18 protein-coding genes are annotated in these 21,874 nt (G+C 45.1%); 11 read left to right on the top strand and 7 right to left on the bottom strand.

All coding sequences use genetic code 11. From position 1 onward, the window contains the following. Position 1: 1 nt before the first annotated feature. Positions 2-1,000 carry a formimidoylglutamase gene (gene hutG, locus DBX26_RS06150; protein ID WP_118118265.1) on the top strand — a complete coding sequence of 333 codons (999 nt, stop codon included), beginning with the start codon at positions 2-4 and terminating at the stop codon, positions 998-1,000. Between the two features lie 300 nt (positions 1,001-1,300). Then, positions 1,301-2,026: a DUF3581 domain-containing protein gene (locus tag DBX26_RS06145; protein ID WP_014231605.1), complete on the top strand. Its 726-nt coding sequence runs from the start codon at positions 1,301-1,303 to the stop codon at positions 2,024-2,026. Positions 2,027-2,093: 67 nt separating this feature from the next. Here DBX26_RS06145 and DBX26_RS06140 read toward each other — a convergent pair whose 3' ends face one another. Beyond that, positions 2,094-3,080: a glutathione S-transferase family protein gene (locus DBX26_RS06140; RefSeq protein ID WP_118118263.1), complete on the bottom strand. Its 987-nt coding sequence runs from the start codon at positions 3,078-3,080 to the stop codon at positions 2,094-2,096. Between the two features lie 17 nt (positions 3,081-3,097). Next, positions 3,098-3,922, bottom strand: coding sequence for a 4,5-DOPA dioxygenase extradiol (gene ygiD / locus DBX26_RS06135; protein ID WP_118118261.1), 825 nt, complete (start codon positions 3,920-3,922; stop codon positions 3,098-3,100). A gap of 146 nt (positions 3,923-4,068) precedes the next feature. Here ygiD and DBX26_RS06130 point away from each other — a divergent pair, with 146 nt between their 5' ends. Continuing rightward, entirely contained in the window at positions 4,069-4,971 is a 903-nt protein-coding gene (locus tag DBX26_RS06130; protein ID WP_014231602.1) for a LysR family transcriptional regulator, read from the top strand. 44 nt (positions 4,972-5,015) lie between these two features. Here the strand turns inward: DBX26_RS06130 and DBX26_RS06125 are convergent, their stop codons facing one another. Both DBX26_RS06125 and DBX26_RS06120 read right to left on the bottom strand, forming a co-directional pair. Next, the gene (locus tag DBX26_RS06125) at positions 5,016-5,477 is read right to left on the bottom strand and encodes an isoprenylcysteine carboxylmethyltransferase family protein (protein WP_014231601.1); all 462 of its coding nucleotides are present in this window, start codon (positions 5,475-5,477) and stop codon (positions 5,016-5,018) included. 79 nt (positions 5,478-5,556) lie between these two features. Continuing rightward, on the bottom strand, positions 5,557-8,592 hold the full coding sequence (locus tag DBX26_RS06120) for an FAD-binding and (Fe-S)-binding domain-containing protein (protein WP_118118259.1): 3,036 nt from the start codon (positions 8,590-8,592) through the stop codon (positions 5,557-5,559). 264 nt (positions 8,593-8,856) lie between these two features. Here DBX26_RS06120 and DBX26_RS06115 point away from each other — a divergent pair, with 264 nt between their 5' ends. The 7 genes from DBX26_RS06115 (at position 8,857) to DBX26_RS06085 (ending at position 14,759) form a co-directional block, all read left to right on the top strand. Beyond that, entirely contained in the window at positions 8,857-9,537 is a 681-nt protein-coding gene (locus DBX26_RS06115) for a DUF3334 family protein (protein ID WP_118118257.1), read from the top strand. A 188-nt stretch (positions 9,538-9,725) separates the two neighbouring features. Beyond that, positions 9,726-10,421: a DUF2786 domain-containing protein gene (locus tag DBX26_RS06110; RefSeq protein WP_014231598.1), complete on the top strand. Its 696-nt coding sequence runs from the start codon at positions 9,726-9,728 to the stop codon at positions 10,419-10,421. Between the two features lie 194 nt (positions 10,422-10,615). Beyond that, positions 10,616-11,284, top strand: a complete 669-nt coding sequence (locus DBX26_RS06105; protein WP_014231597.1) for an OmpA family lipoprotein — start codon at positions 10,616-10,618, stop codon at positions 11,282-11,284. Between the two features lie 75 nt (positions 11,285-11,359). Continuing rightward, positions 11,360-12,316, top strand: a complete 957-nt coding sequence (locus DBX26_RS06100; RefSeq protein WP_162889674.1) for a J domain-containing protein — start codon at positions 11,360-11,362, stop codon at positions 12,314-12,316. Between the two features lie 177 nt (positions 12,317-12,493). Further along, complete coding sequence (locus tag DBX26_RS06095) at positions 12,494-12,679, top strand: hypothetical protein (RefSeq protein WP_014231595.1); 186 nt, start codon at positions 12,494-12,496, stop codon at positions 12,677-12,679. A 366-nt stretch (positions 12,680-13,045) separates the two neighbouring features. Next, positions 13,046-13,438, top strand: coding sequence for a SulA-like leucine-rich domain-containing protein (locus DBX26_RS06090; RefSeq protein WP_014231594.1), 393 nt, complete (start codon positions 13,046-13,048; stop codon positions 13,436-13,438). A 217-nt stretch (positions 13,439-13,655) separates the two neighbouring features. Then, positions 13,656-14,759 carry a phosphoribosylaminoimidazolesuccinocarboxamide synthase gene (locus DBX26_RS06085; RefSeq protein WP_065296701.1) on the top strand — a complete coding sequence of 368 codons (1,104 nt, stop codon included), beginning with the start codon at positions 13,656-13,658 and terminating at the stop codon, positions 14,757-14,759. Positions 14,760-14,841: 82 nt separating this feature from the next. Here DBX26_RS06085 and DBX26_RS06080 read toward each other — a convergent pair whose 3' ends face one another. From DBX26_RS06080 to DBX26_RS06070, 3 genes are all read right to left on the bottom strand, one after another. Continuing rightward, positions 14,842-16,515 carry an alkaline phosphatase gene (locus DBX26_RS06080; protein ID WP_118118253.1) on the bottom strand — a complete coding sequence of 558 codons (1,674 nt, stop codon included), beginning with the start codon at positions 16,513-16,515 and terminating at the stop codon, positions 14,842-14,844. Positions 16,516-16,881: 366 nt separating this feature from the next. Continuing rightward, positions 16,882-17,259, bottom strand: coding sequence for a hypothetical protein (locus DBX26_RS06075; RefSeq protein ID WP_014231591.1), 378 nt, complete (start codon positions 17,257-17,259; stop codon positions 16,882-16,884). Between the two features lie 286 nt (positions 17,260-17,545). After that, complete coding sequence (locus tag DBX26_RS06070; RefSeq protein ID WP_118118251.1) at positions 17,546-19,900, bottom strand: helicase-related protein; 2,355 nt, start codon at positions 19,898-19,900, stop codon at positions 17,546-17,548. Between the two features lie 239 nt (positions 19,901-20,139). On the opposite strand from DBX26_RS06070, the gene DBX26_RS06065 reads away from it, so the two are divergent. Beyond that, positions 20,140-21,828 carry an NAD-dependent malic enzyme gene (locus tag DBX26_RS06065; RefSeq protein WP_014231589.1) on the top strand — a complete coding sequence of 563 codons (1,689 nt, stop codon included), beginning with the start codon at positions 20,140-20,142 and terminating at the stop codon, positions 21,826-21,828. Positions 21,829-21,874 lie beyond the last annotated feature (46 nt).

Here is a 21,874-nt window from a genome sequence, read left to right as displayed (position 1 = left end):
GATGTCTCAATCCGATCTACATAATCCGCTATTTCACTGGCAAGGTCGTCATGATGCCGAAGATGGTAAGCTTGGCCAACGTATCCACCATGTTGTCCAACATCAGCCAGCTCACGAGCTGGAAAAAGTGGCGCAAGGCGTTTCAATATTAGGCTTTGCTACCGATGCTGGCGTAGCAAGAAACAAAGGCCGCGTCGGAGCGAAGAAATCGCCTGATTTAATCCGTCGAGCACTGGCAAATCTTGCTTGGCACAAAGATGCCCCAATTTACGATCTCGGAACGGTGGTATGTGAAGACGATTTGTTGGAAGAAAGTCAGGCTCGTTGTGCAAGTGCCATTGCGCAAGCACTTCCCCACACGCCAGTCATTGTGTTGGGCGGCGGACACGAAATCGCGTGGGCCTCATTTTCCGGACTTGCGGAGTACTTTAAGTCACATCATCCGGATAAAAAGCCGAAAATTGGCATTATCAATTTCGACGCGCACTTCGATCTGCGTGCTTTCGAAAGCCAGGTAGCCGATGTGAAGCCAAGCTCCGGTACTCCATTTAATCAAATTCATCACTTTTGCCAGCGCAATGACTGGGCATTCCACTATGCGTGTTTAGGGGTGAGTCGCAGCAGCAATACTCAGGCTCTATTCCAAAAAGCGGATGACTTAAATGTGTGGTACGTAGAAGATCATCAGCTTAGTTATTTGAACCTCAGCTACCATCTGACGCAACTGCAGCATTTTATCGACGATTGTGATTACCTGTATCTGACGATTGACTTGGACGTATTTCCAGCGGCAACGGCTCCTGGTGTGAGTGCGCCAGCTGCTCGTGGCGTGAGTTACGATACGATTGCGCCATTCTTAGAGCGTATTCTTCATTGTAAAAACAAGTTGATGCTGGCAGATATTGCCGAGTACAACCCAAATTATGATGTCGATAGCCAAACGGCACGCCTAGCGGCTCGTTTATGTTGGGACATTGCCAATGCAATGGCAGAGAAGTAACTCTAGTTATTATTTAAACTTCTTTCATTAATGCAGTATTTAAAAGGCTCTACCTAAAGTGTGGGGCCTTTTTGTGTCTATACTTCTATCATATAAGTGAATACCTAGATATCGCCGTGTCATGAACACTTAGGTCTCTGGCTTTATAGGTATTAAAAGTAATTCAAGTGTGCGTTTTTACACATTTATCTTTCAATGATCATATCATGGTGAAGATACGATGAAATCTCACTGGATGGACCATTGCCCGTCAGTGTTTCGCATATAATCCCTTACAGTTTTGGTTACTACGTAAAAATTATGTTTCTAACACCTTATTTTTCTAACAATGAGCACCAGTTTCAGTTCACTCGCGAGCAGGCAAGTCACTTTGCGAAGCGCGTAGCTGGCGATTACAACCCAATCCATGATGAAGACAACAAACGCTTCTGTGTACCTGGCGATCTACTGTTTGCAGTACTGCTAAGTAAAGAAGGCATCAGCCAAAAAATGCGTTTCAACTTCTCTGGCATGGTAAATGACGGCGTTGCGCTTCATATTGAGAATAAGTGTGAGAAAGAAAGTGCAGTTGTTGATGCAGCTGGCAAAGAATATTTGCACATGTCTCGCGAAGGTGAAACCAACCGCGACCCAGCATTTATTGAACATGTAGTGACGAATTACGTTCAGTTTTCTGGCATGAACTTCCCTCACATCATGGTTCCTCTTATGGAAGAGCAGCAAATGATGATCAACTGCCAACGCCCATTAGTAATTTACGAAAGTATGGAAGTTGAGTTCTCTCGTCTGGATCTAACTCATCCGGAAGTAGAATTTACAGGCGCAACTTTCGATGTAGACGGCAAGCGTGGCGTAGTGACATTGAACTTCGCGTTCAAAGAAGATGGTGAAGTTGTCGGTAACGGTATTAAGCGTATGGTTGCAAGTGGTTTGAAACCTTACGACCAAGAAGCTGTTGATGATTTGGTCACGCGCTTCCATGAGCGTAAGGACGCATTCTTAGCAAAGTTCGTTGAGGCAGCGTAATTACTGCCTCATACTCCTAAGACACCAAATTCTAGCGGTAACGACTTAATGCGTTACCGCTATTTTTTTAGCCCGTCCTATTCGCGTTTCTTGCTGACTGAATCATTGCCTCAATATAGGCAGGTCCGGTTGGACGAATTCCCGCTGGATTTAGCTCTTTTATCGAGTAATAGCCCACTGTAATGTGATCGATACTGACCGTATCTACCACACCCGGAAGATTAAGTATGCGTTCCATGTAGCTGGAAAGATTCGGATAATCGCCAATTTGCTTGCGATTGGTTTTGAATAAGCCGTGATATGCCGCATCAAAACGAATTAAAGTAACAAAGGTACGGATGTCCGTTTCTGTTAGTTGGTTACCAACCAGATAATCTTGTCCTTCCAAACGCATTTCCAACTCGTCCAACATATCAAACACTTTGTTTACCGCTTCTTCATAAGCATCTTGGGACTGAGTAAAGCCAGCCTTATAAACACCATTGTTGAGATCGTTGTAGATACGTGGGTTAAGTTCTTCAATCTCCGCAGAAAACGTCTCCGGATACAGTCTGATATCCGATGGAACAATCTCTTCAAAAGCCGTATCCAGCATTCGCAGAATATCCGCACTTTCGTTGTTCACCAGTACATTTTGTTTCATGTCCCACAACACGGGTACCGTTGCACGCCCAGTGTAAGTCGGGTTCGCACGCGTATATATTTCATGCATGTACTGCGATGAAAACAGCGGATCGGTATCAGCACCATCGTAACCACCGAATGCCCAGCCTTGTGATGTCATTTGAGGATTAACCACCGTGACAGGAATAATATCTTCCAATCCTTTCAGTTTACGTGCGATCAATGTGCGCGATGCCCAAGGACAAATTAATGCGACATATAAGCGGTAACGTCCTGGCTCTGCTTTAAATCCCCCGGTTCCTGTAGGACCCGGGCTACCATCCGGAGTAATCCAGTTACGAAACTCAGAGACCTGTCGAACAAAGCGTCCCTTGTCATCCGCTTTTTGTAACGCTTTCCAATTTTCTGTCCATTTGCCATTCACTAACATACTTTAATCCCCTAATTTTAAGCGCCGTTGAAAACGAATGAGCGCATTGAGATTGAACCTAGCTCGACACCTTGTGAGGTATAAATGAGTTCATCTTTCAAATTCGATGCTCCAGCGATCGTCAATGCTGGCGCGTAATGCTCGAGTGTCGGGTTAGCCATTCGCAATAGGCTTCCCATAGAAGCAACATCGGCTAACGATTTAAAGTCACGGTTATTCAGTTGGTCAGCGACATACTGATCAAATTCAATCGCCCAATCGTGTGGCTTGCCATCAAACTGCAAGGCTCTTAAATTGTGAACAATATTGCCCGAGCCAAGAATCAACACACCTCGATCGCGCAGTTCAGAGAGCTTTTTACCGATGCTTAAGTGCCAGTTCATGTCTTTGGTGATATCAATGGATAGTTGAAACACTGGCACATCAGCAGCCGGGAACAGTGAGTTCAACACTGACCATGCACCATGATCGAGTCCCCAAGTGTCATCAGTATGTACATGATGATCTGACAATAGCGCAGCGACTTCTTTAGCGAGCTCTGGATGCCCTTTCGCCGGATATTGCTTTTCGTATAACGCATCTGGGAACCCGTAAAAGTCATGAATGGTACGAGGTAATGCAGATACATCGACCAGCGTACTACCTTGGGTCATCCAGTGCGCAGAAACCACTAGTATCGCTTGAGGTCTTGGCAATGTACGTCCCAGTTCCACCCAACTGCGTGTGAATTCATTATCCTCAATGACGTTCATTGGGGAGCCATGACCAAGGAATACCACCGGCATTCTTGGTGAAGCTTTAAATCTGTTTTTCAGCTTTTGAAGTGAGGACATAACGCTCATCGCTTTTCCCTTAATTTGTCAGTACCACAACATTGTGGTTCGTTTTAACTTGGTATGGAGAAATTATGTACGCAGCAAACTTTCAATACAATGACGATTATGTAGAATGATATTCAACAAAACGTTCTTAATATTGGAGTAGTAAAATGGACTTGGTTGATGGTTTAAAAGCATTTGTCGCCACCGCACAAACAGGGTCTTTTACAGAAGCAGCACAAAGGCTCGGCGTATCTAACCGGATCACTTCTAAATATGTCGCTCAGTTAGAGGAAAGGATTGGCGCACAGTTGTTACAAAGAACGACTCGGAAAGTTGGCCTCACTCCCACAGGTCAGGCTTTGCTTGCTCGGGCTCCTACTCTATTAGACGAGTTGGATGACCTGCTTGGTGCAATATCTGAAGAATCAAAAGGATTGACGGGGGTGCTGCGTGTTTCTGCCCCACTAACCTTTGGAGAGATTTACATCACCGGGTTATTGAGCCGCTTTTCTGCCCTTCATCCTCAGCTGTCGATTGATCTGCGTTTGAGTGATTCCTACGTAGACTTAGCCACAGAAGGCATTGATTTAGCGTTTCGTATCGGACTGCCAGACACAGCGACACTGAAAGTAAGGAAGCTTGGAGAGATCACCAGTTGCGTCGTCGCCTCGCCTGAATACCTGAAGCAACGAGGAACACCAAATACACCGCAAGAACTCAAGGATCATTTCTGTATTATCGATACCAACCGAAGAGGTCACAACAAGTGGTTATTCTATCGCGGCAAACAAGAAACCGCTGTCGTACCTGAGAGGAACCTGATGGTGAACAGTGCTCGCATCGCAAAAGATTGGGCGATAGATGGACGTGGAATAGCGATTTGTCCGGATTTCGTTTTACAACACGATCTTGAGAGTGGAAGGCTGGTACAACTCCTCGACGAATACAGCATGAATAAGCACCCGATTAACGCGGTCTATTTAGAAGGCAACGTAATACCGCGAAAAGTCCGGGCACTTATCGATTTCGTGGTAGAAGACTTCGCTCAAAGACCACCAGGTGCTATTTAGGCCAAAGGTAAATCGCCTTTAGAACATAGCGAAACGAGCAGCGCTTATATCCAGCGACGTACCCGGTTTTTGTATTTCAGGTAATCTTCACCAAACAGCCTTTCTAACACGTGCTCTTCTGGCTTAATTTGGTAACGATTCATATAGGAGATAAACAGAGCACCACAAGGGATGACGCTAAGGTGCTGCCACCACAAACCCAGAGCGATAATAAGCAGCAACAGAGCCACATACATCGGGTTTCGGGTATAGGCGAAGACACCAGTGTTTACGACAGATGACGCAGACTCCGGCTTAACTGGATTGACCGTTGTCTTCGCTTTACGAAATTCATAAACGCCGGCAATGCCAATAAAGCCCGATAACAGCGTTAAAGCAGCGACAACAAATTCGACAAAAGGGACTGTGATCTTAAATGTCGGCGTCAGTCCTTTCAGCCAATACATAAGTAAAACCACCAGCAAAAAGACCGCGACAGGTGGCACTCTAAGTTCAAGTTTTCTCAAGGTTCAAATCCTTTGAAGTCTCAAGTTGATGAGTCGATAAAAAGCCCAGCAGAACTGGGCTTATTCTTCATTGAAGTGATTAAATAAGTGTCAGCAACGCCTGAACCGGATGCTTCGGCTTAGTGCCTTCAAAACGTTTTACCTGACTTCGACAAGAGTAACCCGTGATGAGACATCGCTCGTTGTCCAACTTATCTAAGTTTGGCTTCCAGCTTAGGTTGTAAATGTCTTTCGACATCGTCACCTTATCAACCTCATGCCCAAAAGTCCCCGCCATACCACAGCATCCAACCGGGACGGTATTTAACACCGCACCAAAGTGAGAGAAAATTGCACCCCACTCTTTTTCTGCGTTTGGCATTTTGGTTTTTTCTGTACAGTGAGCAAACAGATACCAAGGTTCTTGCTGAGTAGACTCTACTGATGCGAAGTCTTCCAGTCTTGGATAGAGCCATTCATGAGCGGTCAGCACCTCAAAGTCACCGCGCTTGTTGCCCAGTACTTCGTTGTATTCATCTCGGTAGCAAAGCACTAATGCTGGGTCAACACCCACCATTGGAATGCCCAAATCGGCAACCAAAGATAAAAACTTCGCGGTATCCGTTGCTGTTTCTGAGAACTGGCGTAAAAAGCCTTTGATATGCTGCGCTTTACCATTTGGCTTAAATGGCAGTAAAACCGGATTCATTCCCAGTTTTTTTGTCAGCTTCACAAAATCTTCTACCACTTCGGCATCGTAATAGCTGGTAAACGGATCTTGAACGATCAGAACATGTTTGCTCTTCTGTTCTGAAGACAATCGAGACAACGCAGTAAGGTCATAAGCGCTCGTCAGAGATTCAACACGTTTTTGCAAAGTCGGTACAGACAACAAAGGCGCATCCACGTAACCCACTGTCGATGCGGTTAGGCTTTTCACCCAAGATTGCTTCAGGACACCGTTCACAACACCAGGGGCTTTCGCCATTAGTGGTAACATGGTTTCAATGTTCGCCACCAGGTAATCTTTTGCAGGGCGTTGGTAGCGAGAGTGATAGATATTTAAGAAGCGAGAACGGAAGCTCGGCACATCCACTTTAATCGGACATTGGCTGGCACACGCTTTACAAGCCAGACAGCCATTCATCGCCTCATAGACCTCATGAGAGAAATCATATTCATGACGACGGTTAATTGAATGACGAACGCGATCGATCATAGTTTTGATCGACGATTTGTTTTCCAATGCTTGTTGTTCAAGGTCGAGAATATCGATTCCTTGTTCCGTCAACTGACGTAACCACTCACGCACTAAGCCTGCACGACCTTTAGGAGAGTGACGACGGTCAGCCGTGACTTTCATCGATGGACACATTGGTGAGCTGGTGTCGTAGTTAAAACACAGGCCATTACCGTTACATTCCATCGCTTGCTTGAAGCTGTCGCGAACCTGAACATCAATCTGGCGATCAAAGTAACCACGTTTGGTGTCAGTTACTTTCACCAACTCTGCATCACTGTCTAACGGCGTACAGATTTTCCCCGGGTTCATCTTGTTGTGAGGGTCAAACGCCGCTTTTACGCGTCTTAGCTCAGTAAACAGCTCTTCACCAAAGAATTCCGGTCCGTATTCTGAACGGAAACCTTTTCCGTGTTCACCCCACATCAAGCCGCCGTATTTAGCGACCAGCTTAACCACTTCATCTGAGAGTTCATGCATTAGCGCTTCTTGTTGCGGGTCGCACAGATCCAAAGCAGGACGAACGTGCAAGACGCCCGCATCGACGTGGCCAAACATACCGTAGTTGAGAGACTTTCCGTCAAGCAGTTCGCGGAACTCAGCAATGAAATCGGCTAAGTTTTCTGGTGGGACACACGTATCTTCAGCAAACGGTACCGGTTTAGCACGACCTTTAGCCGCCCCCAGCAGACCTACCGCTTTTTTACGCATGTTGTAAATACGGCCAATGCTCGCCACATCATTACACACCTGATAGCCAATAATGCCCGCTTCTTCAGTTTCGAGCATGGTATCAAGTTTGGCAGTTAACGCCGCGACTTGAGAGGCGATCTCCTCAGCATCCTCGCCTGCGTATTCCACCATGTTGATACCAAGCATCTCTTTGTCTGGTACATCCGTGATGAGGTCGCTGACCGTATGCCAAACTATGTCTTGTTTCGCGAGGTTAAGAACCTTTGAGTCAACCGTTTCCACCGACATCGCGTTTGCTTGCACCATCAGTGGCGCGTTACGCAATGCTGAATCAAAACTGTTGTATTTAACGTTCACCAAGGTACGCACTTTAGGAATACGAGTCAGGTTTAACTTCGCTTCGGTGATAAAAGCAAGTGAACCCTCTGCGCCACACAAAACGCGGGTGATATCGAAACTATCATCCTCTTCGTTAAGTGCATTTTTCAGATCGTATCCGGTTAAGAAACGGTTTAAAGGTGGGAACTTATCGTTAATTTGTTGACGCTTTTCACGACAGACGGATTCGGTGACGTTCAGCGCAGTTGCGGCAAACTCGCCCTCTTTAGGATAACCATGAGACAAGTCAGACTCTAAAATCGAACCATCGGCAAACACGGCTTGGAGTGAGAGGACATGATCCGACGTTTTGCCGTATTTCAATGATCCCTGACCAGAGGCGTCAGTGTTGACCATACCGCCGATAGTGGCGCGATTACTGGTGGATAAGTCAGGTGAGAAAAAATAACCATAAGGGCGTACTGCGTCATTTAACTGGTCTTTAATCACACCAGTTTGAACGCGCACCCAGCCTTCTTCCTCATTGATTTCAAGCACTTTGTTCATGTGGCGAGATAAGTCAACCACAATACCTTTCGTTAGGGACTGCCCATTAGTACCAGTACCGCCACCGCGAGGTGAGAACGTGATTCGCTCGTATTTTTCTTTATTGCTCAGTTTACCAATAAGCGCAACATCTTGCGTTGTTCTTGGATGAACAACAGCCTGAGGTAACTGCTGGTACACACTGTTGTCAGTGGAAACCGCAAGTCGGCTTGAGTATTGGCTTTCTATATCGCCGGTGAATCCAGCTTGTTCAAGCTCTTTTAAAAAAATCAGAACAAGAGGGTCGACGTCAGTTTGCGAGTGTAATCTTGGTAACATTTGCTTCCTGCCCCTACGACGCTGATCCTATCAGCTGCGGGTTATCTAATTATTTTACTCAATCCTCAAGCTGCTTTTCGAAAGAGTCTCGAGACAGGCAGTAGAGTTAGAGTGGAGTGATTTTCTTCGGGTTTGATCACTTTACAACATTTGAAAAAGCGATTAAATCAGAATCTCAATACAATATTGAAACTTATGCTTTATTTCTTGACTATTAATGCCTTACATTGAGAAAAAAATCGCCTTTCTCAATGAGCTTTCAGAATGAAAAAGAATAAAGTAGTAACCACAGAAGATATCCTTCTAAAACTTTGCCAGTCAGTTTCTGGCGTCCTTACCTCTGCCACCTCTTCCCAAGTCAACTATTCCGCCATGGTGCAAAAGATCAACAAAACCAGCCTTAAGCCAGATTTTGGTTGTTTTGTCTTGTTTGATGGTGGATTCACCGGCTTAGTTGTCATTAACTTTACGGCCAAAGCCGCACTTGAGATCTACACCAATTACATGCGTAATATGGGAATGCCCGAAGAAGAACTGGCCATCTCTCATACATCCGATGAAGTGGCCGATGTGCTTGGTGAGCTGATGAATCAATTAGTGGGTGACTTCACGAATAAAATCCGTAAAGAGTTACAAACTATCATCACGCAAAATCAGCCTAAAATGCTGTCACTGAATAAACAGGTAATTTTGCAGGTAGACACCAACCTTGATCGCCCTCAGGCGCGCCGTGTGACTTTCTCTACCGCAAATAACAACATCTTTTACCTTGAACTGGCTATGGATAAAACCGAGTTTATTCAGCTGGAAGAATTTGAAATCGCTGAAGACGAAAACCCGGATGATATTCTGGAAGCCACTCGCCAAAAGATGGCAGAAAAGGAAACTCAGGAATCACTTGCAACGGATGAAGCCAATGACTTGTTAAACCAACTGGGCTTGTAACCGCGTACAACATCGTTGTCCCTCCATATCAGAGAAATCTGACCTTCTGAATAGAATGCAGGAATACCACGCTCCGGCTCGCAACGGGGCGTTTTCCTTCTTTACCTGTCGCATTGTATTTCGTTTTTATGTCAAAAAAGGTAATATATCTGACTTCATAAATTTTCTGCTTTAGTAATTGGTTGTCGATGGATAAACAAAAAGCCCTGAAAAAAATCGCCAAGTGTTTAGAACTGGGTAACTCTGCCAACGTCAATGAGGCCGCAAATGCCATCAAGATGGCTCACCGCCTGATGATGAAGTATGGTCTGGACAAAGATGACATTGAGTTCATCAAAATGGGAAAAACACAGTCTTCCCATCTCTTACCTGCGAACATAAGTTCTACCATTTTGCGCGTGATTCGTGGCATCAACACCAAATTTGGCGTTGAAGCTGTACTGCTGAATCACAAAGGGCTTAAACGCGTTGAGTTTATTGGTGAAGCGGACCGTGCGATTTTCGCCGCCTTTGCGTTCGATATTATCTATCGTGAAATGAACGAAAGTACTGGCCAATTCCGCAACAGTTTTGCGGGTAGTGGTACTTCTTCAATGGAAGTGACACGCCGCGTGAACTCGTTTGTCTCAGGTTGGGTTGAAGGTGCGATTGAAAAGCTCCCTGTGATCTCTCCAGACGAAGAGTCGGCCAACAAAATCAACGACTATATCGACAAAGAATTCAAAAACATCGATCGCGAAACGTTCAAGAAGCAACTTAAAGAAGCGATGAAAAACCTCACTGCAGACTATGAAGTTGGTCTGAAGAAGGGTCGAAAAGTTTCGGTGAACCGCGGGGTGGGTGGCGAGCAAGCACGTAAAATGCTCAACAATCACTCAGAATAACCTCCTCTTACAGGCCAAATATGTCAATGGCTTAGCAAACCCATTGATCTTATTTGGCCTAAGTAAGACAATTCTTACAATTTTCTGGTTCCATCTTACTTTCACCTAACAAAACTTAAGAACAGCTGATTAATAATTTATATCTCAATTTTATAAAGCAGCGTTTCGCCTCATTTTTATACGGAGATTTTCCCTTGAAAAAGCTGTCTATAGCACTTGCTCTAGTGCTTGCTCTTACAGGCTGTCAAGCCACTCAACGTCAAAATGCCACAACTGGTGAATACGAAACCAACTCCACGACCCTGGGAGCCTTAACTGGTGCCGTTGCTGGTGCAGCTATCGGGTTAGCAACAGGTGACAATGCTAAAGAGCGTCGTCAACGTGCTTTGATTGGCGCAGCTGCTGGTGGTGCAACAGGTGCTGGCGTGGGTTACTACTTTGACAAACAAGAAGCGGCACTACGTCAAGAATTGCTGAATTCTGGTGTACAAGTGCAACGTGTTGGTGAAAACCAGCTTCTGCTTCGTATGGAAAACGGTATTGGCTTTGCGTCAGATTCATACCAATTGGATTACGGCATCCACAACACGCTTCGTGGTGTTGCTCGTATCCTTGTTGAATACCCAGATACCAGCCTTGTGATTGACGGTTACACCGACAGCACAGGCAGTGAGTCACACAACCAGTCACTATCTGAAAACCGCGCAGAATCGGTACGTCAGTTCCTGATACAGCAAAATGTGGCAGCTGGACGTGCAATTGCACGCGGCTATGGTGAACGTAACCCACTTTGTTCAAATCAGACAACTGAAGGCCGCGCTTGTAACCGCCGCGTTGAAATCCAAATCTTGCCTCTGAAGTGATTTGATAGCACCATTAGGTAATTACGGATAATTACCGGAGCAGGCCTAGAAATTGTTTCTAGGCCTGACAAACTAATGGCTTTCAAAACCGTCTTTATATTTATCTTGAGCAGTTGCCTCTCAAGTCTCGTATTTGCCTCCCAGTCCCCTTCTTCAGCGGAAGACCAATTTAAACTGGCTATGAAGTCAGACTCAACTTCTCCAGAAGAAACTCGTTACTGGTTAGAACAATCCGCAAGCCAAGGCTACCTGCCCGCGCAAAAACAGTTAGCGGAAGATTATACTCTGGGATTAACGGGCTCAGTTTCCTACCCTCAAGCCGCCTACTGGCTGAGTTCCATCGCTCTGAGTGATCCAGCAGATAGCGGCTACGCCCTTGCCAGTTTCTTGGAAAAGCATCAGAAAAACATCACCACCGATGATTTAATCGAAGCATGGTATCGACTTTCTGCAAAGCAAAACAAAGATGCAGAAATCGCGTACAACCATTTCCTAGAGCAACGTTTTAATCAGTTAAGAGCCAAACAAGTATCGGCAATGACTGAGTTGGACCAAAGCTCCGCTGAAGCGCAACCAATGCAATCCGACGACATAAACCAAGCAAAAGTGTTTAGTGCCGAGCCGTTTCTTGCCATTGGTTTCTGTGGGTTGATGCTGAGCGCTGGTTGGTTTGGATATCGAAAGCAACAGCAGAAGAGCAAACTTCAATTGGTTGATAAAGAAAATCGAACCCGACAACTGGATGTGCAAGTGAAAGAGTTGGAATTCACCAATAAGCAATTAAAACGCCAGTTGGAGCAGGTATTTAGAGAGTTTAAGAAAGTCAAATCTGAATCCGCTCCCCATGATCTGACCATTGCCTGTGCTGTGTTTGGTTACACGCCAAATTCGATTCCACAAGCTCAAGCCGTAAAACTACGTTATCGTCAATTATCCAAGCTTTACCATCCCGATGCTCAAGGAAGTGAAGCAGAGATGAAACGTCTTAATCAAGCTTTTAGAACAATCACACAAAATGTTACAAAAGCGTGAATTTTCAATAATCATTAGAAACCACAACCTTTCAGCCCCCACAAACAGGGAGCTGCAATCGATTTCCTTCTCAAAACAATTAACAGACATTTAACCTTCCCCACTTACTTGTGTCATAATGTGCTGCGAAAAATAACACCTAAAGACTCTAATTTTTCTAGGTGGGGAGAAAAATCAATGTTCACTGAAGAAGGCACCTGTGATTGGTGTAAGAAACCAGCTCTTATCACGCGACATGACTATGTAGATGGTAAACATCACAATTCATGTCAATCTTGTTACGATATGGCGAAAATCGATGTCCGCCTATTTAACCAAGGTGAATTGCAAATGCGTGAGCGTATGTCTCAACGTGCAAGCTGAAAACTCAAATCAATGGAACTGATTTCTAAAGGCGCCTCATAGGCGCTTTTTTGTTATCTACTCACCTCCACTGCCATGGAGAACCCGCCAAACACAGTAAAAAGTACTGTATAGACTGATCATAACCACTGTATATACAGTAGTTTTCTTTCCTTGATGCCCCACCAATATTGTTAGTTACTTCACATTTCGTAAGCCGTACCAAACATATCATCTAAAATTTAAATCTTTATATTTCAATATTTTAAATAAAAATCCCAACAAAACGACGAAATTGCATTGCTTCAAAAAGCATAAAAACCAGTTGATCGATCCCTTAAAACAAACTACTGTATAGACATACAGCATGTATAAAGGAACAGTAAGATGCAGCTACACAGTCAAACTCAAACATACTCTCGTTACAATGTACTGGCACAAGCTACTCAACCCATGAATGTTTCTAACCAGCTTCTTTCTAAGCTGGCTGTACTGTCTCAGCAGAAACAATGGATTTTGTTTACGTCCGAGTGCCCTCGTCCCAACTTTGACCAGCTTACTGCTTCCAATATTTGTTGTAAAAACGTCATTCAGATGAAGCCATCTCAACAGCTTTCTGAAGTCGAAATTGTAGTTAAAGCGATACGCTCAGGTAACGCCAGTGCGGTTGTCGCATCAAATGACATAGCGCCGATGAATCAGTCTATGCTGCGTGATATTGGCCTACGTTATCAGTGTGAAGTCTTTTTCGTCGAAGGCAGAGTAAACCAGTATCACTAACAAGTTCGACGTTATCCATCCTGCATCTCGCCTCCATTCCATGGGGGCATTTTTTTACCTGTGACTTAGGGAATTAATAAATAAGGCAAACGTTTGCTTTTTCTCTGGCGAGTTAAAATAGTTCTGGTATGATGCCCACATTCGATTTATTCAGCTGCTTACTTTGGCTGAATATCTTCTCTTTATGACGTTTGATTAAGATGATAGGAATGTCGCAATGAGCCTTGCTAATCAAGTACTTGCCGTCAATGACGACCTGCCAATTCGCACTCACAAACCCGTTCACAGCGGTAAAGTTCGTTCAGTTTACTGGTTAACTGAAGAAGACAGCGCCCGCCTGATCAAAGAAAAAGGATACGATGTTGCCCCTGACGCGCCTCTGGCGATCATGGTGATCAGCGACCGTATTTCTGCTTTTGATTGCATTTGGCATGGAGAAGGCGGTCTGAAAGGTGTGCCTGGTAAAGGTGCCGCATTAAACGCGATCTCGAACCACTGGTTCAAACTATTTAAAGACAACGGCCTGGCTGACAGCCACATCTTAGATATTCCTCACCCGTTCGTTTGGATCGTACAGAAAGCAAAACCAGTTAAAATCGAAGCGATTTGCCGTAAGTACATCACAGGCTCTATGTGGCGCGCATACGCAAATGGTGAACGCGAGTTCTGTGGTATCCAGCTTCCTGAAGGTTTGGAAAAAGACAAAGCTCTACCAGAGTTATTGATGACACCTTCAACCAAAGGCATTTTAAAAGGTATCCCTGGTGTACCAGAAGCAGACGACGTAAACATCACTCGTCAGAACATCGTAGATAATTTCGAAGCATTTAACTTCTCTAGTGCAGACGATATTGCACTTTACGAAAAGCTATTGAAAGAAGGCTTTAATGTCATTAGCAATGCGCTAGAAGCGATTGATCAAATCTTTGTCGATACGAAGTTTGAGTTTGGTTACGTTCACGATGCAGCAGGCAACGAAAAACTGATTTACATGGATGAAGTTGGCACGCCAGATTCTTCACGTATTTGGGATGCAAAAGAGTACCAAGCAGGTAATATCGTTGAGAACTCAAAAGAAGGTTTCCGTCAGTTCCTGCTGAACCACTTCCCTGATCCAGATATTTTGCTGAACAAAGAGCGTATGCCTGAGCGTGAAGCACTAGCTCGTGATAACGAACTGCCCGTTGATTCATTGATGGACATTTCCAAGACTTACATTGGTATTGCAGAAAAAATTACTGGTAAGCCAATTACGCTAAGCGAAAATCCAAAAGCCGAGATCATTGACGTTCTTAGCAAAGAGTACGGGTTAATCGACTAAAACGTTCGATAGCCAACTGAAGTGTATTGATACAGAAAGTCCGCATTAATGCGGACTTTTTTCTTTGTGTGACTCAACCCGGTTAAACAATATTTAACGTAATACCGTCTGTCGTCGAAGCCGACTTTGTCGTGACCTGATAGTCTTTCGATTTAATGGTCGACACAAAATACCAAATCGACTGCGCATTATCAGGCGTAAACGTCACTCGCATAAAGCCCCGTTGTTTAATATCCGTCCACTTTAGCTCTGAGACTAAATGCGGCAAAGTGAACTCCATTTGGGCAGTTACTGCTGAGTCCATGGCTAAATACGCTTCCAAACCCGGTGAACTGACTGAGCTGGTTGCAAATTCAACACCGACAGGAGTACCTGAAATGTCATGCAAAGCACTCGCCCATGCATTGTGCGTATCACCCGCTAAACAGACAAAATTGCCCGCACTTGCATTCGCTAATTGGTAAACTTTCTCTCGCTCTACGTAGTAACCATCCCAAGCATCAAGGTTATAAGGCAAAGAGACGGGATCTGAACTTGGGTCAGACAGATAGTTAGTAATGGCTGTATTCACGGCCAATAAAGCCGCTGCTTGCTGATCTTCGGTCGCGGTAAACAATTGGAACATCGCAGTCATAACTGAGCTTGGTAACTCCATTTTAGACATCAGAACCTGTTGCCCCAATACATTCCATTTGGCATTACTCGTCGTAAATTCATTCATCAACCAAGCCAGTTGATCAGAGCCAAGTAGCTCTCTGTCGACACTTCGTGACTCAGCGACCAAGCCTGCAATGGCTTCTATGCTTGGTTCACTTAACGAAAAGTAATCCAATGGCTCATCACGACCAACTAATCGAGTATCGAGCATCATCAAGTTCACTAAGTTACCAAAGGAGAACTGGCGATAGATCAGCATACTTGAATAGCTATTCTCTCGTACGGGCAACCACTCAGTCCACGCCGCCGCTGCCGCTGCGCGCCTGTCATTAAAACTGCCTTCGTCATCTTGATGGTTTTCTGCGCCTTCTTTCCACGCATCATTCGCGAGTTCGTGGTCATCCCATACCGCGATCATCGGTAATTTCGCATGTAACGCCTGAAGATCAGCATCTTGGCGATATTGGGCATATCGTTTTCGGTAGTCATCTAACGTTACGCACTCCGTGCCTTTACTTGCCACTCGATCTAATGTCTCAGCGTCTTCACTGGCATACCCACCAGCACCATATTCATAGATGTAGTCCCCTAAATGCAGCACCACATCAAATGAAGCCTCTTCGTGCTGATTTAAAATCTCGCGATAGACATTGAAATATCCAGCCGGATAATTTGCGCAAGACACAACCGCCATTGATGCCTGTTCGACACTTTCATCCGGTAGAGTTTTGGTCTCTCCGACTCCGCTTACCACCTCACCCACCATAAAACGGTAGTAATAGTGAGTATTCGGGTTGAGGTTTTTAACGTCGACTTTTACGGTAAAATCACGACTGGTATCCGTAGTGAACACACCACTTTGTACCACATCTGAAAAGCCCTCATCTGAGGCAACTTGCCATGTCACATCAGCATAGTCAGCATCCGTGGTAACACGCGTCCAGATGATGACTTGAGTTTGAGTAGGATCGCCACTGGCGACGCCATGATCAAAGGAACCCACTACTAATTCAGAGCTATCACTACCACAGCCAATGAGCCCGGCTGTAACTGCGGTCGAAGAAACTGCTTTCATGAAATCTCGACGAGAAATAGACATACTCACTTCCTTTCTTATTGTTTGTTTTGTTATTAGTTTTCATCTAACTGTCCATAGTCGATGAGCATGACTTATCTTATTGATTCACTGTAGATAAGTTACTAACCCATGCCGCTGACAATCTGGTCTAATCAGTTAACCAAGAGCATTAAGTTAGAAGATAGTTGTGACAATTAGATTGCTGCACGTAAAGAACATGCTAAATATAGTGCATATAAAGCCGCACCGTGACTTTTGAGGATTTGAGGTATCAGAGCAAAGGCTGACTGACGGCTGTAGGCAAACGCAAAAAAGTAGTCAGTATTGATGGGGGTCTAGAGCGATCCAGAGGGTGATCGCTCTAATCATGGGTGGAAAAAGACAGGCTTACAGTTTGATGTTTAGAATCTCTTGCTCTGTTGCATCAACTTTCAAATGGCTTCGCGACTCAATATACTCAATCTGCTTTAAGTCTAACGAATATGGCATGACAACACGCAGTTCTTCTATCCCTTCACCTTTTGCAAGTCGAGTTAACTCGACCAGATTCGACTCGTCACTATGACGTGAAGACATGGACTTTAATGCGGCGTCCCATAGACGGTCTTGTGGCTCACTGAGCTCTGCAAGGTTCTTTTTCCACATCAGACCAAAGATGGGGGCGATGGTGGCAAACGCATCTAGGAAGGTCCACTTCTTACTTGCAGTAGCCCCTAGAAAACTGGTGTAGTCGAATTCAATGCATGTTTTATTTTGTTGATCCATTTTATGCTCCGACACTCAAATTGAGATATACCAACTATCGTTCAACTATTTTGATATAGCAATGGGATATAAGAGAATAGTCTTTTATGCCCTAATTTACCGTCAAAAAGAAATATTAAAACCAGCCTTGTAACAAGTAATGTACAGCTTTTCTATATACGCAACCAATTGATTAATATTTCAATTTAAAAAAGAAACAACCCCATAAATATTCAATATATCAATACTTAATCAACAGGCATTCACAAAGAAAATAAACTCGTATAACTAAGATATAAAATCGTTATTACTTCACATCAATGACGCGGCTGGCTTTCTTATATTGCACTTTCCAACCCGACCAACGTGGCAGTTCCCAGCGCTTCGGATCGCCCTTTCGACTCCCTTCACTATAAACAACATGGACAAGTTTGCGGCTGGCAAAGTACTCCACATCAAGCTTGAGTTCGGCAAGCAATAATTTCAGAGGGAATTTCTGCGCGAAATCCTCGTATTCCCATTCAGGTACTCCGGCAAAAGGCAGATCATCGGCATCGAATAACGCCATATCTTCAACTGATTCGACCCCCAGTGTTTGCAGTTGCTCGGCTAACCAATCGGTAAAAGTGAGAGATTCCAATCCTTCGAGGCCGGTCGTTTGTTGATTTAACCCCAGTGCGTTGTATAACTGCCAATGCAGAATTTGCTGTTTTCTTAATGGTGCAAACCCCGGCATTAACGTTTCATCTTCGATCATCTCTACGATAGATTGAATGGCAACGTCCCCTTGCAACGCCTGAAACTCGGTCACAACAGTCCGACCAGCGTACACCAGGCTCATGGTTGCCCGTGGTGATTCTTCTTCATAATTGGTTTCGCCTTGTTGCCACTCTCCCAAGCTGAGGTCTTTAATGAGCGATAATGGCGCTGGCATCATCACCGAAGCAAGATTAAGCGTCTGCTTAACACCTCTGCCGGGTACACTATGGCTATCCAGCACTAACGCGGCTTGTTCTTTTTCGGGGTACCGGCTATTGCGCCCTACTACCATCTCCATAACGCCGTTCCCTAAGGCATCTCGGCGGCGCTCTCTGCGAACAAACACCAGTTCAGGGTGAATTTCCGCTATCGCATAGCAAAGTGATTCGCGCCGATATCTTGATGCGACTTCCAGTTGCGGTAATTCGAATAGCTCCCGCATTTGCTTAGCAAGGCCTTGCGCTTCTTCCAGCACACTTGAATCGACTGTGATGCCTGGTAACTTGTCGCCGCGAACTAAACGAATCATCAGAGAAGCATCACACCCCGTAGGCTCCTCTAGTGCCAAAGCCTCCGCAACGTCGCCACTTTGCAACTGATATAGCTGCGCAGGAACCGACAACGCAGCCGCTAAATCAACCATGGCCTCTTTTTCGGGTCTGGTCTGAATACGGGTCACTAAATCAGCAAATAAGGCATCAATCGGTAATGGATATACTTTTCTTCCGTGCTCGGTAATCTCACCTTGCTCATCAACCGCTTCCATGGCTTTCAGGTTCTCAAATGCCAGATGCAATGATTTATCAGGGACACTATCGAGGAAAGACAATTCTGCAAGACGATATCCGCAGCAAGCGGCGGCTAACATCGGCTCGACCAATTCTTCTCGTTGCAGCTCAGGGGGCGTAATAAGTTCTAAAGGTGCATGCTCTCCGTATAGCCTTATGCAAGTGCCTTGTGCAACACGACCTGCTCGTCCCATTCGCTGTTCAGCACTGGCTTTTGAAATGTTGCTTAACGTTAATGCCGTGCGACCATTACGCTGCACAGTTCGTCTTTCGAGCCCGCTATCAATCACGACTCGAATGTTTGGGATGGTCAGTGACGTTTCAGCAACATTAGTAGCAAGCACGACCTTTCGTTGACTTTGAATGGTTAATGCACGATTGCGCTCTTCATCACTCACAGAAGCATGAAGCTTGACCACCAATACACTTTCCAGACTTTGCAGCATCTGGGCACACTGAGTGATCTCTTTACGACCCGGAAGAAATACCAGAATGTCTCCCTCTTCATCCTCCAATGCTTCTTTTACTGTTCGAACGACATCATGCTCACAACCTTTTTTGTTCGGAAGATAACGACTATCAGCGCTTCGATATGTCACTGAAACAGGGAAGCAACGCCCTTCAGAGCGAAGACGTTTAGCCTGTAAATAATCAGCAAGCTTCTCTCCCTCTAAAGTGGCAGAAGTGACAATAAGACGGTGACGATTTTCCTGTTTCAAAATCGCGGTAAGGAGATCAATGTCCCAACGGCGTTCATGAAATTCATCGACCATTACGATATCGAAGCTTGCCAGCTTGTCTTCTGCAAACCAACGTAGCGCAACACCTGGCGTAACAAAAACCACTTGCGTATTTTCATCAAAATAAGAATGCAGCTTAATCGCATAGCCAATTTTCCCACCGACCGACTCACCTGATTGCTGCGCAAGAAACTCCGCCAATGACGTACAGGCTATTCGGCGCGGTTCAATCACTAAAACACGGCCATGGCCAGCAGCCCAAAGAGGTAAACGAGTGGATTTACCCGAACCAGTTTCGGCTTCCACAACAAGGTGAGCGTGTTTCAGGTTCTGATCAAATTCATCTTTTAGGGTATCGATAGGTAATAGAGACATAGGATACGGGGTTTGTTCTGATAATGAGGGGCATTATACCCAAATAACGTCGAGATACTTGTTTCAGAGAGAATCACGCGACTTTGAAACCTTCTGGATGATTTCTTTTGAGTATAAATTTCCACCAGACGTGAATTTTATTGCAACATTACCTTGATGTGCATCAACGAATGTTTACAACTAAAGTCGGAAACCGTTAAAATTTGGCGCGCATCCTTCAACCCTACATAAGGCTCCAAATGAACAACGATAAACGCCCGCTATATATCTCGTATGCGGGACCCGCTCTTATGGCAACTCCTCTTTTGAATAAAGGCAGTGCTTTTTCTGCAGAAGAACGCAGTTCATTCAACTTAGAGGGCTTGCTGCCTGAAGCCACTGAAACCATACAAGAACAAGTAGAACGTGCTTACCAACAGTACAAAGGTTTCGAAAGTGACATGGATAAACACATTTATCTACGTAACATTCAAGATACCAACGAAACGCTATTCTACCGCTTAGTACAAAACCACGTTTCTGAGATGATGCCAATCATCTACACGCCAACCGTTGGCGCAGCTTGTGAGAACTTCTCCAATATTTACCGTCGCGGCCGTGGCCTTTTCATTTCTTACCCTAATCGTGACCGCATTGATGATCTGCTAAATAACGCAGCAAACCACAACGTAAAAGTGATTGTTGTTACCGACGGTGAACGTATTCTAGGTTTGGGCGACCAGGGCATCGGTGGTATGGGTATTCCTATCGGTAAACTTGCTCTTTACACCGCTTGTGGTGGTATTAGTCCAGCTTATACACTACCAATCGTACTGGATGTCGGCACGAACAACCCTCAACGTTTGGCTGATCCAATGTACATGGGTTGGCGCCACCCTCGTATCACAGGTGCAGAATACGACGCGTTTGTTGAAGAGTTCATGCAAGCGGTACAACGCCGCTGGCCTGATGCTTTAATCCAGTTTGAAGATTTCGCACAAAAGAATGCGATGCCTCTTCTTGAACGTTACAAAGACCGTGTTTGCTGCTTCAACGACGATATCCAAGGAACCGCTGCGGTAACAGTTGGCTCATTGCTTGCTGCGTGTAAGGCTGCTGGCACTAAACTATCTCAACAGCGTATTACTTTCTTGGGTGCAGGCTCGGCTGGTTGTGGTATTGCAGAAGCGATCATCGCTCAAATGGTTTCAGAAGGCATTTCTGACCAGCAGGCTCGCTCTCAGGTTTACATGGTTGACCGTTGGGGCCTACTTCAGGAAGGCATGCCAAACCTTCTTGATTTCCAACAGCGATTGGTACAAAAACATGAAAATACCAAAGAGTGGGAAAATGAAGGCACTGGTTACTCACTACTAGACGTAATGCGTAACGCGAAGCCGACTGTGCTTGTTGGTGTATCTGGTGCACCTGGCCTATTTAGCCAAGAAGTCATCGAAGAGATGCACAAACACTGTAAGCGCCCTATCGTGTTCCCGCTATCAAACCCAACCAGTCGTGTAGAAGCAACACCAAACGACATCATTCGTTGGACCAATGGCGAAGCGTTGGTTGCAACTGGTAGCCCGTTCGCTCCAGTTGTACACGAAGGAAAAACCTACCCGATTGCTCAGTGTAACAACAGTTACATCTTCCCTGGTATCGGCTTAGGTGTTCTTGCTGTGAACGCAAAACGCGTCACTGATGAAATGCTGATGGAATCTAGCCGAGCACTTGCGACGTGTTCGCCTTTAGCGATTAATGGTCACGGTGCACTTCTTCCACCACTGGAGGAGATTCACCTGGTATCGAAGAAAATCGCTTTTGCCGTCGCTAAAAAAGCCATTGAACAAGGTGTGGCACTAGAAATCACCGACGAAGCACTTCACGTTGCGATTGAACAGTCGTTCTGGCAACCAGTTTACCGTCGTTACAAGCGAACTGCGTTCTAAATTTAACCGCAAAAGAAAAACTCGCCTAATAATTAGCCCCTAACAC

It is taken from the genome of Vibrio sp. dhg, from assembly GCF_003443775.1.
Taxonomy (GTDB): domain Bacteria; phylum Pseudomonadota; class Gammaproteobacteria; order Enterobacterales; family Vibrionaceae; genus Vibrio; species Vibrio natriegens.
This window is presented reverse-complemented; position numbering and strand designations above follow the sequence as displayed.

What these genes read in the sequence shown, in the direction of transcription:
- hutG (WP_118118265.1), top strand. Translation starts at nt 2, where the DNA reads ATGTCTCAATCCGATCTACATAATCCGCTATTTCACTGGCAAGGTCGT.
- DBX26_RS06145 (WP_014231605.1), top strand. Translation starts at nt 1,301, where the DNA reads ATGTTTCTAACACCTTATTTTTCTAACAATGAGCACCAGTTTCAGTTC.
- DBX26_RS06140 (WP_118118263.1), bottom strand. Translation starts at nt 3,080, where the DNA reads ATGTTAGTGAATGGCAAATGGACAGAAAATTGGAAAGCGTTACAAAAA.
- ygiD (WP_118118261.1), bottom strand. Translation starts at nt 3,922, where the DNA reads ATGAGCGTTATGTCCTCACTTCAAAAGCTGAAAAACAGATTTAAAGCT.
- DBX26_RS06130 (WP_014231602.1), top strand. Translation starts at nt 4,069, where the DNA reads ATGGACTTGGTTGATGGTTTAAAAGCATTTGTCGCCACCGCACAAACA.
- DBX26_RS06120 (WP_118118259.1), bottom strand. Translation starts at nt 8,592, where the DNA reads ATGTTACCAAGATTACACTCGCAAACTGACGTCGACCCTCTTGTTCTG.
- DBX26_RS06115 (WP_118118257.1), top strand. Translation starts at nt 8,857, where the DNA reads ATGAAAAAGAATAAAGTAGTAACCACAGAAGATATCCTTCTAAAACTT.
- DBX26_RS06110 (WP_014231598.1), top strand. Translation starts at nt 9,726, where the DNA reads ATGGATAAACAAAAAGCCCTGAAAAAAATCGCCAAGTGTTTAGAACTG.
- DBX26_RS06100 (WP_162889674.1), top strand. Translation starts at nt 11,360, where the DNA reads ATGGCTTTCAAAACCGTCTTTATATTTATCTTGAGCAGTTGCCTCTCA.
- DBX26_RS06095 (WP_014231595.1), top strand. Translation starts at nt 12,494, where the DNA reads ATGTTCACTGAAGAAGGCACCTGTGATTGGTGTAAGAAACCAGCTCTT.
- DBX26_RS06090 (WP_014231594.1), top strand. Translation starts at nt 13,046, where the DNA reads ATGCAGCTACACAGTCAAACTCAAACATACTCTCGTTACAATGTACTG.
- DBX26_RS06085 (WP_065296701.1), top strand. Translation starts at nt 13,656, where the DNA reads ATGAGCCTTGCTAATCAAGTACTTGCCGTCAATGACGACCTGCCAATT.
- DBX26_RS06080 (WP_118118253.1), bottom strand. Translation starts at nt 16,515, where the DNA reads ATGTCTATTTCTCGTCGAGATTTCATGAAAGCAGTTTCTTCGACCGCA.
- DBX26_RS06075 (WP_014231591.1), bottom strand. Translation starts at nt 17,259, where the DNA reads ATGGATCAACAAAATAAAACATGCATTGAATTCGACTACACCAGTTTT.
- DBX26_RS06070 (WP_118118251.1), bottom strand. Translation starts at nt 19,900, where the DNA reads ATGTCTCTATTACCTATCGATACCCTAAAAGATGAATTTGATCAGAAC.
- DBX26_RS06065 (WP_014231589.1), top strand. Translation starts at nt 20,140, where the DNA reads ATGAACAACGATAAACGCCCGCTATATATCTCGTATGCGGGACCCGCT.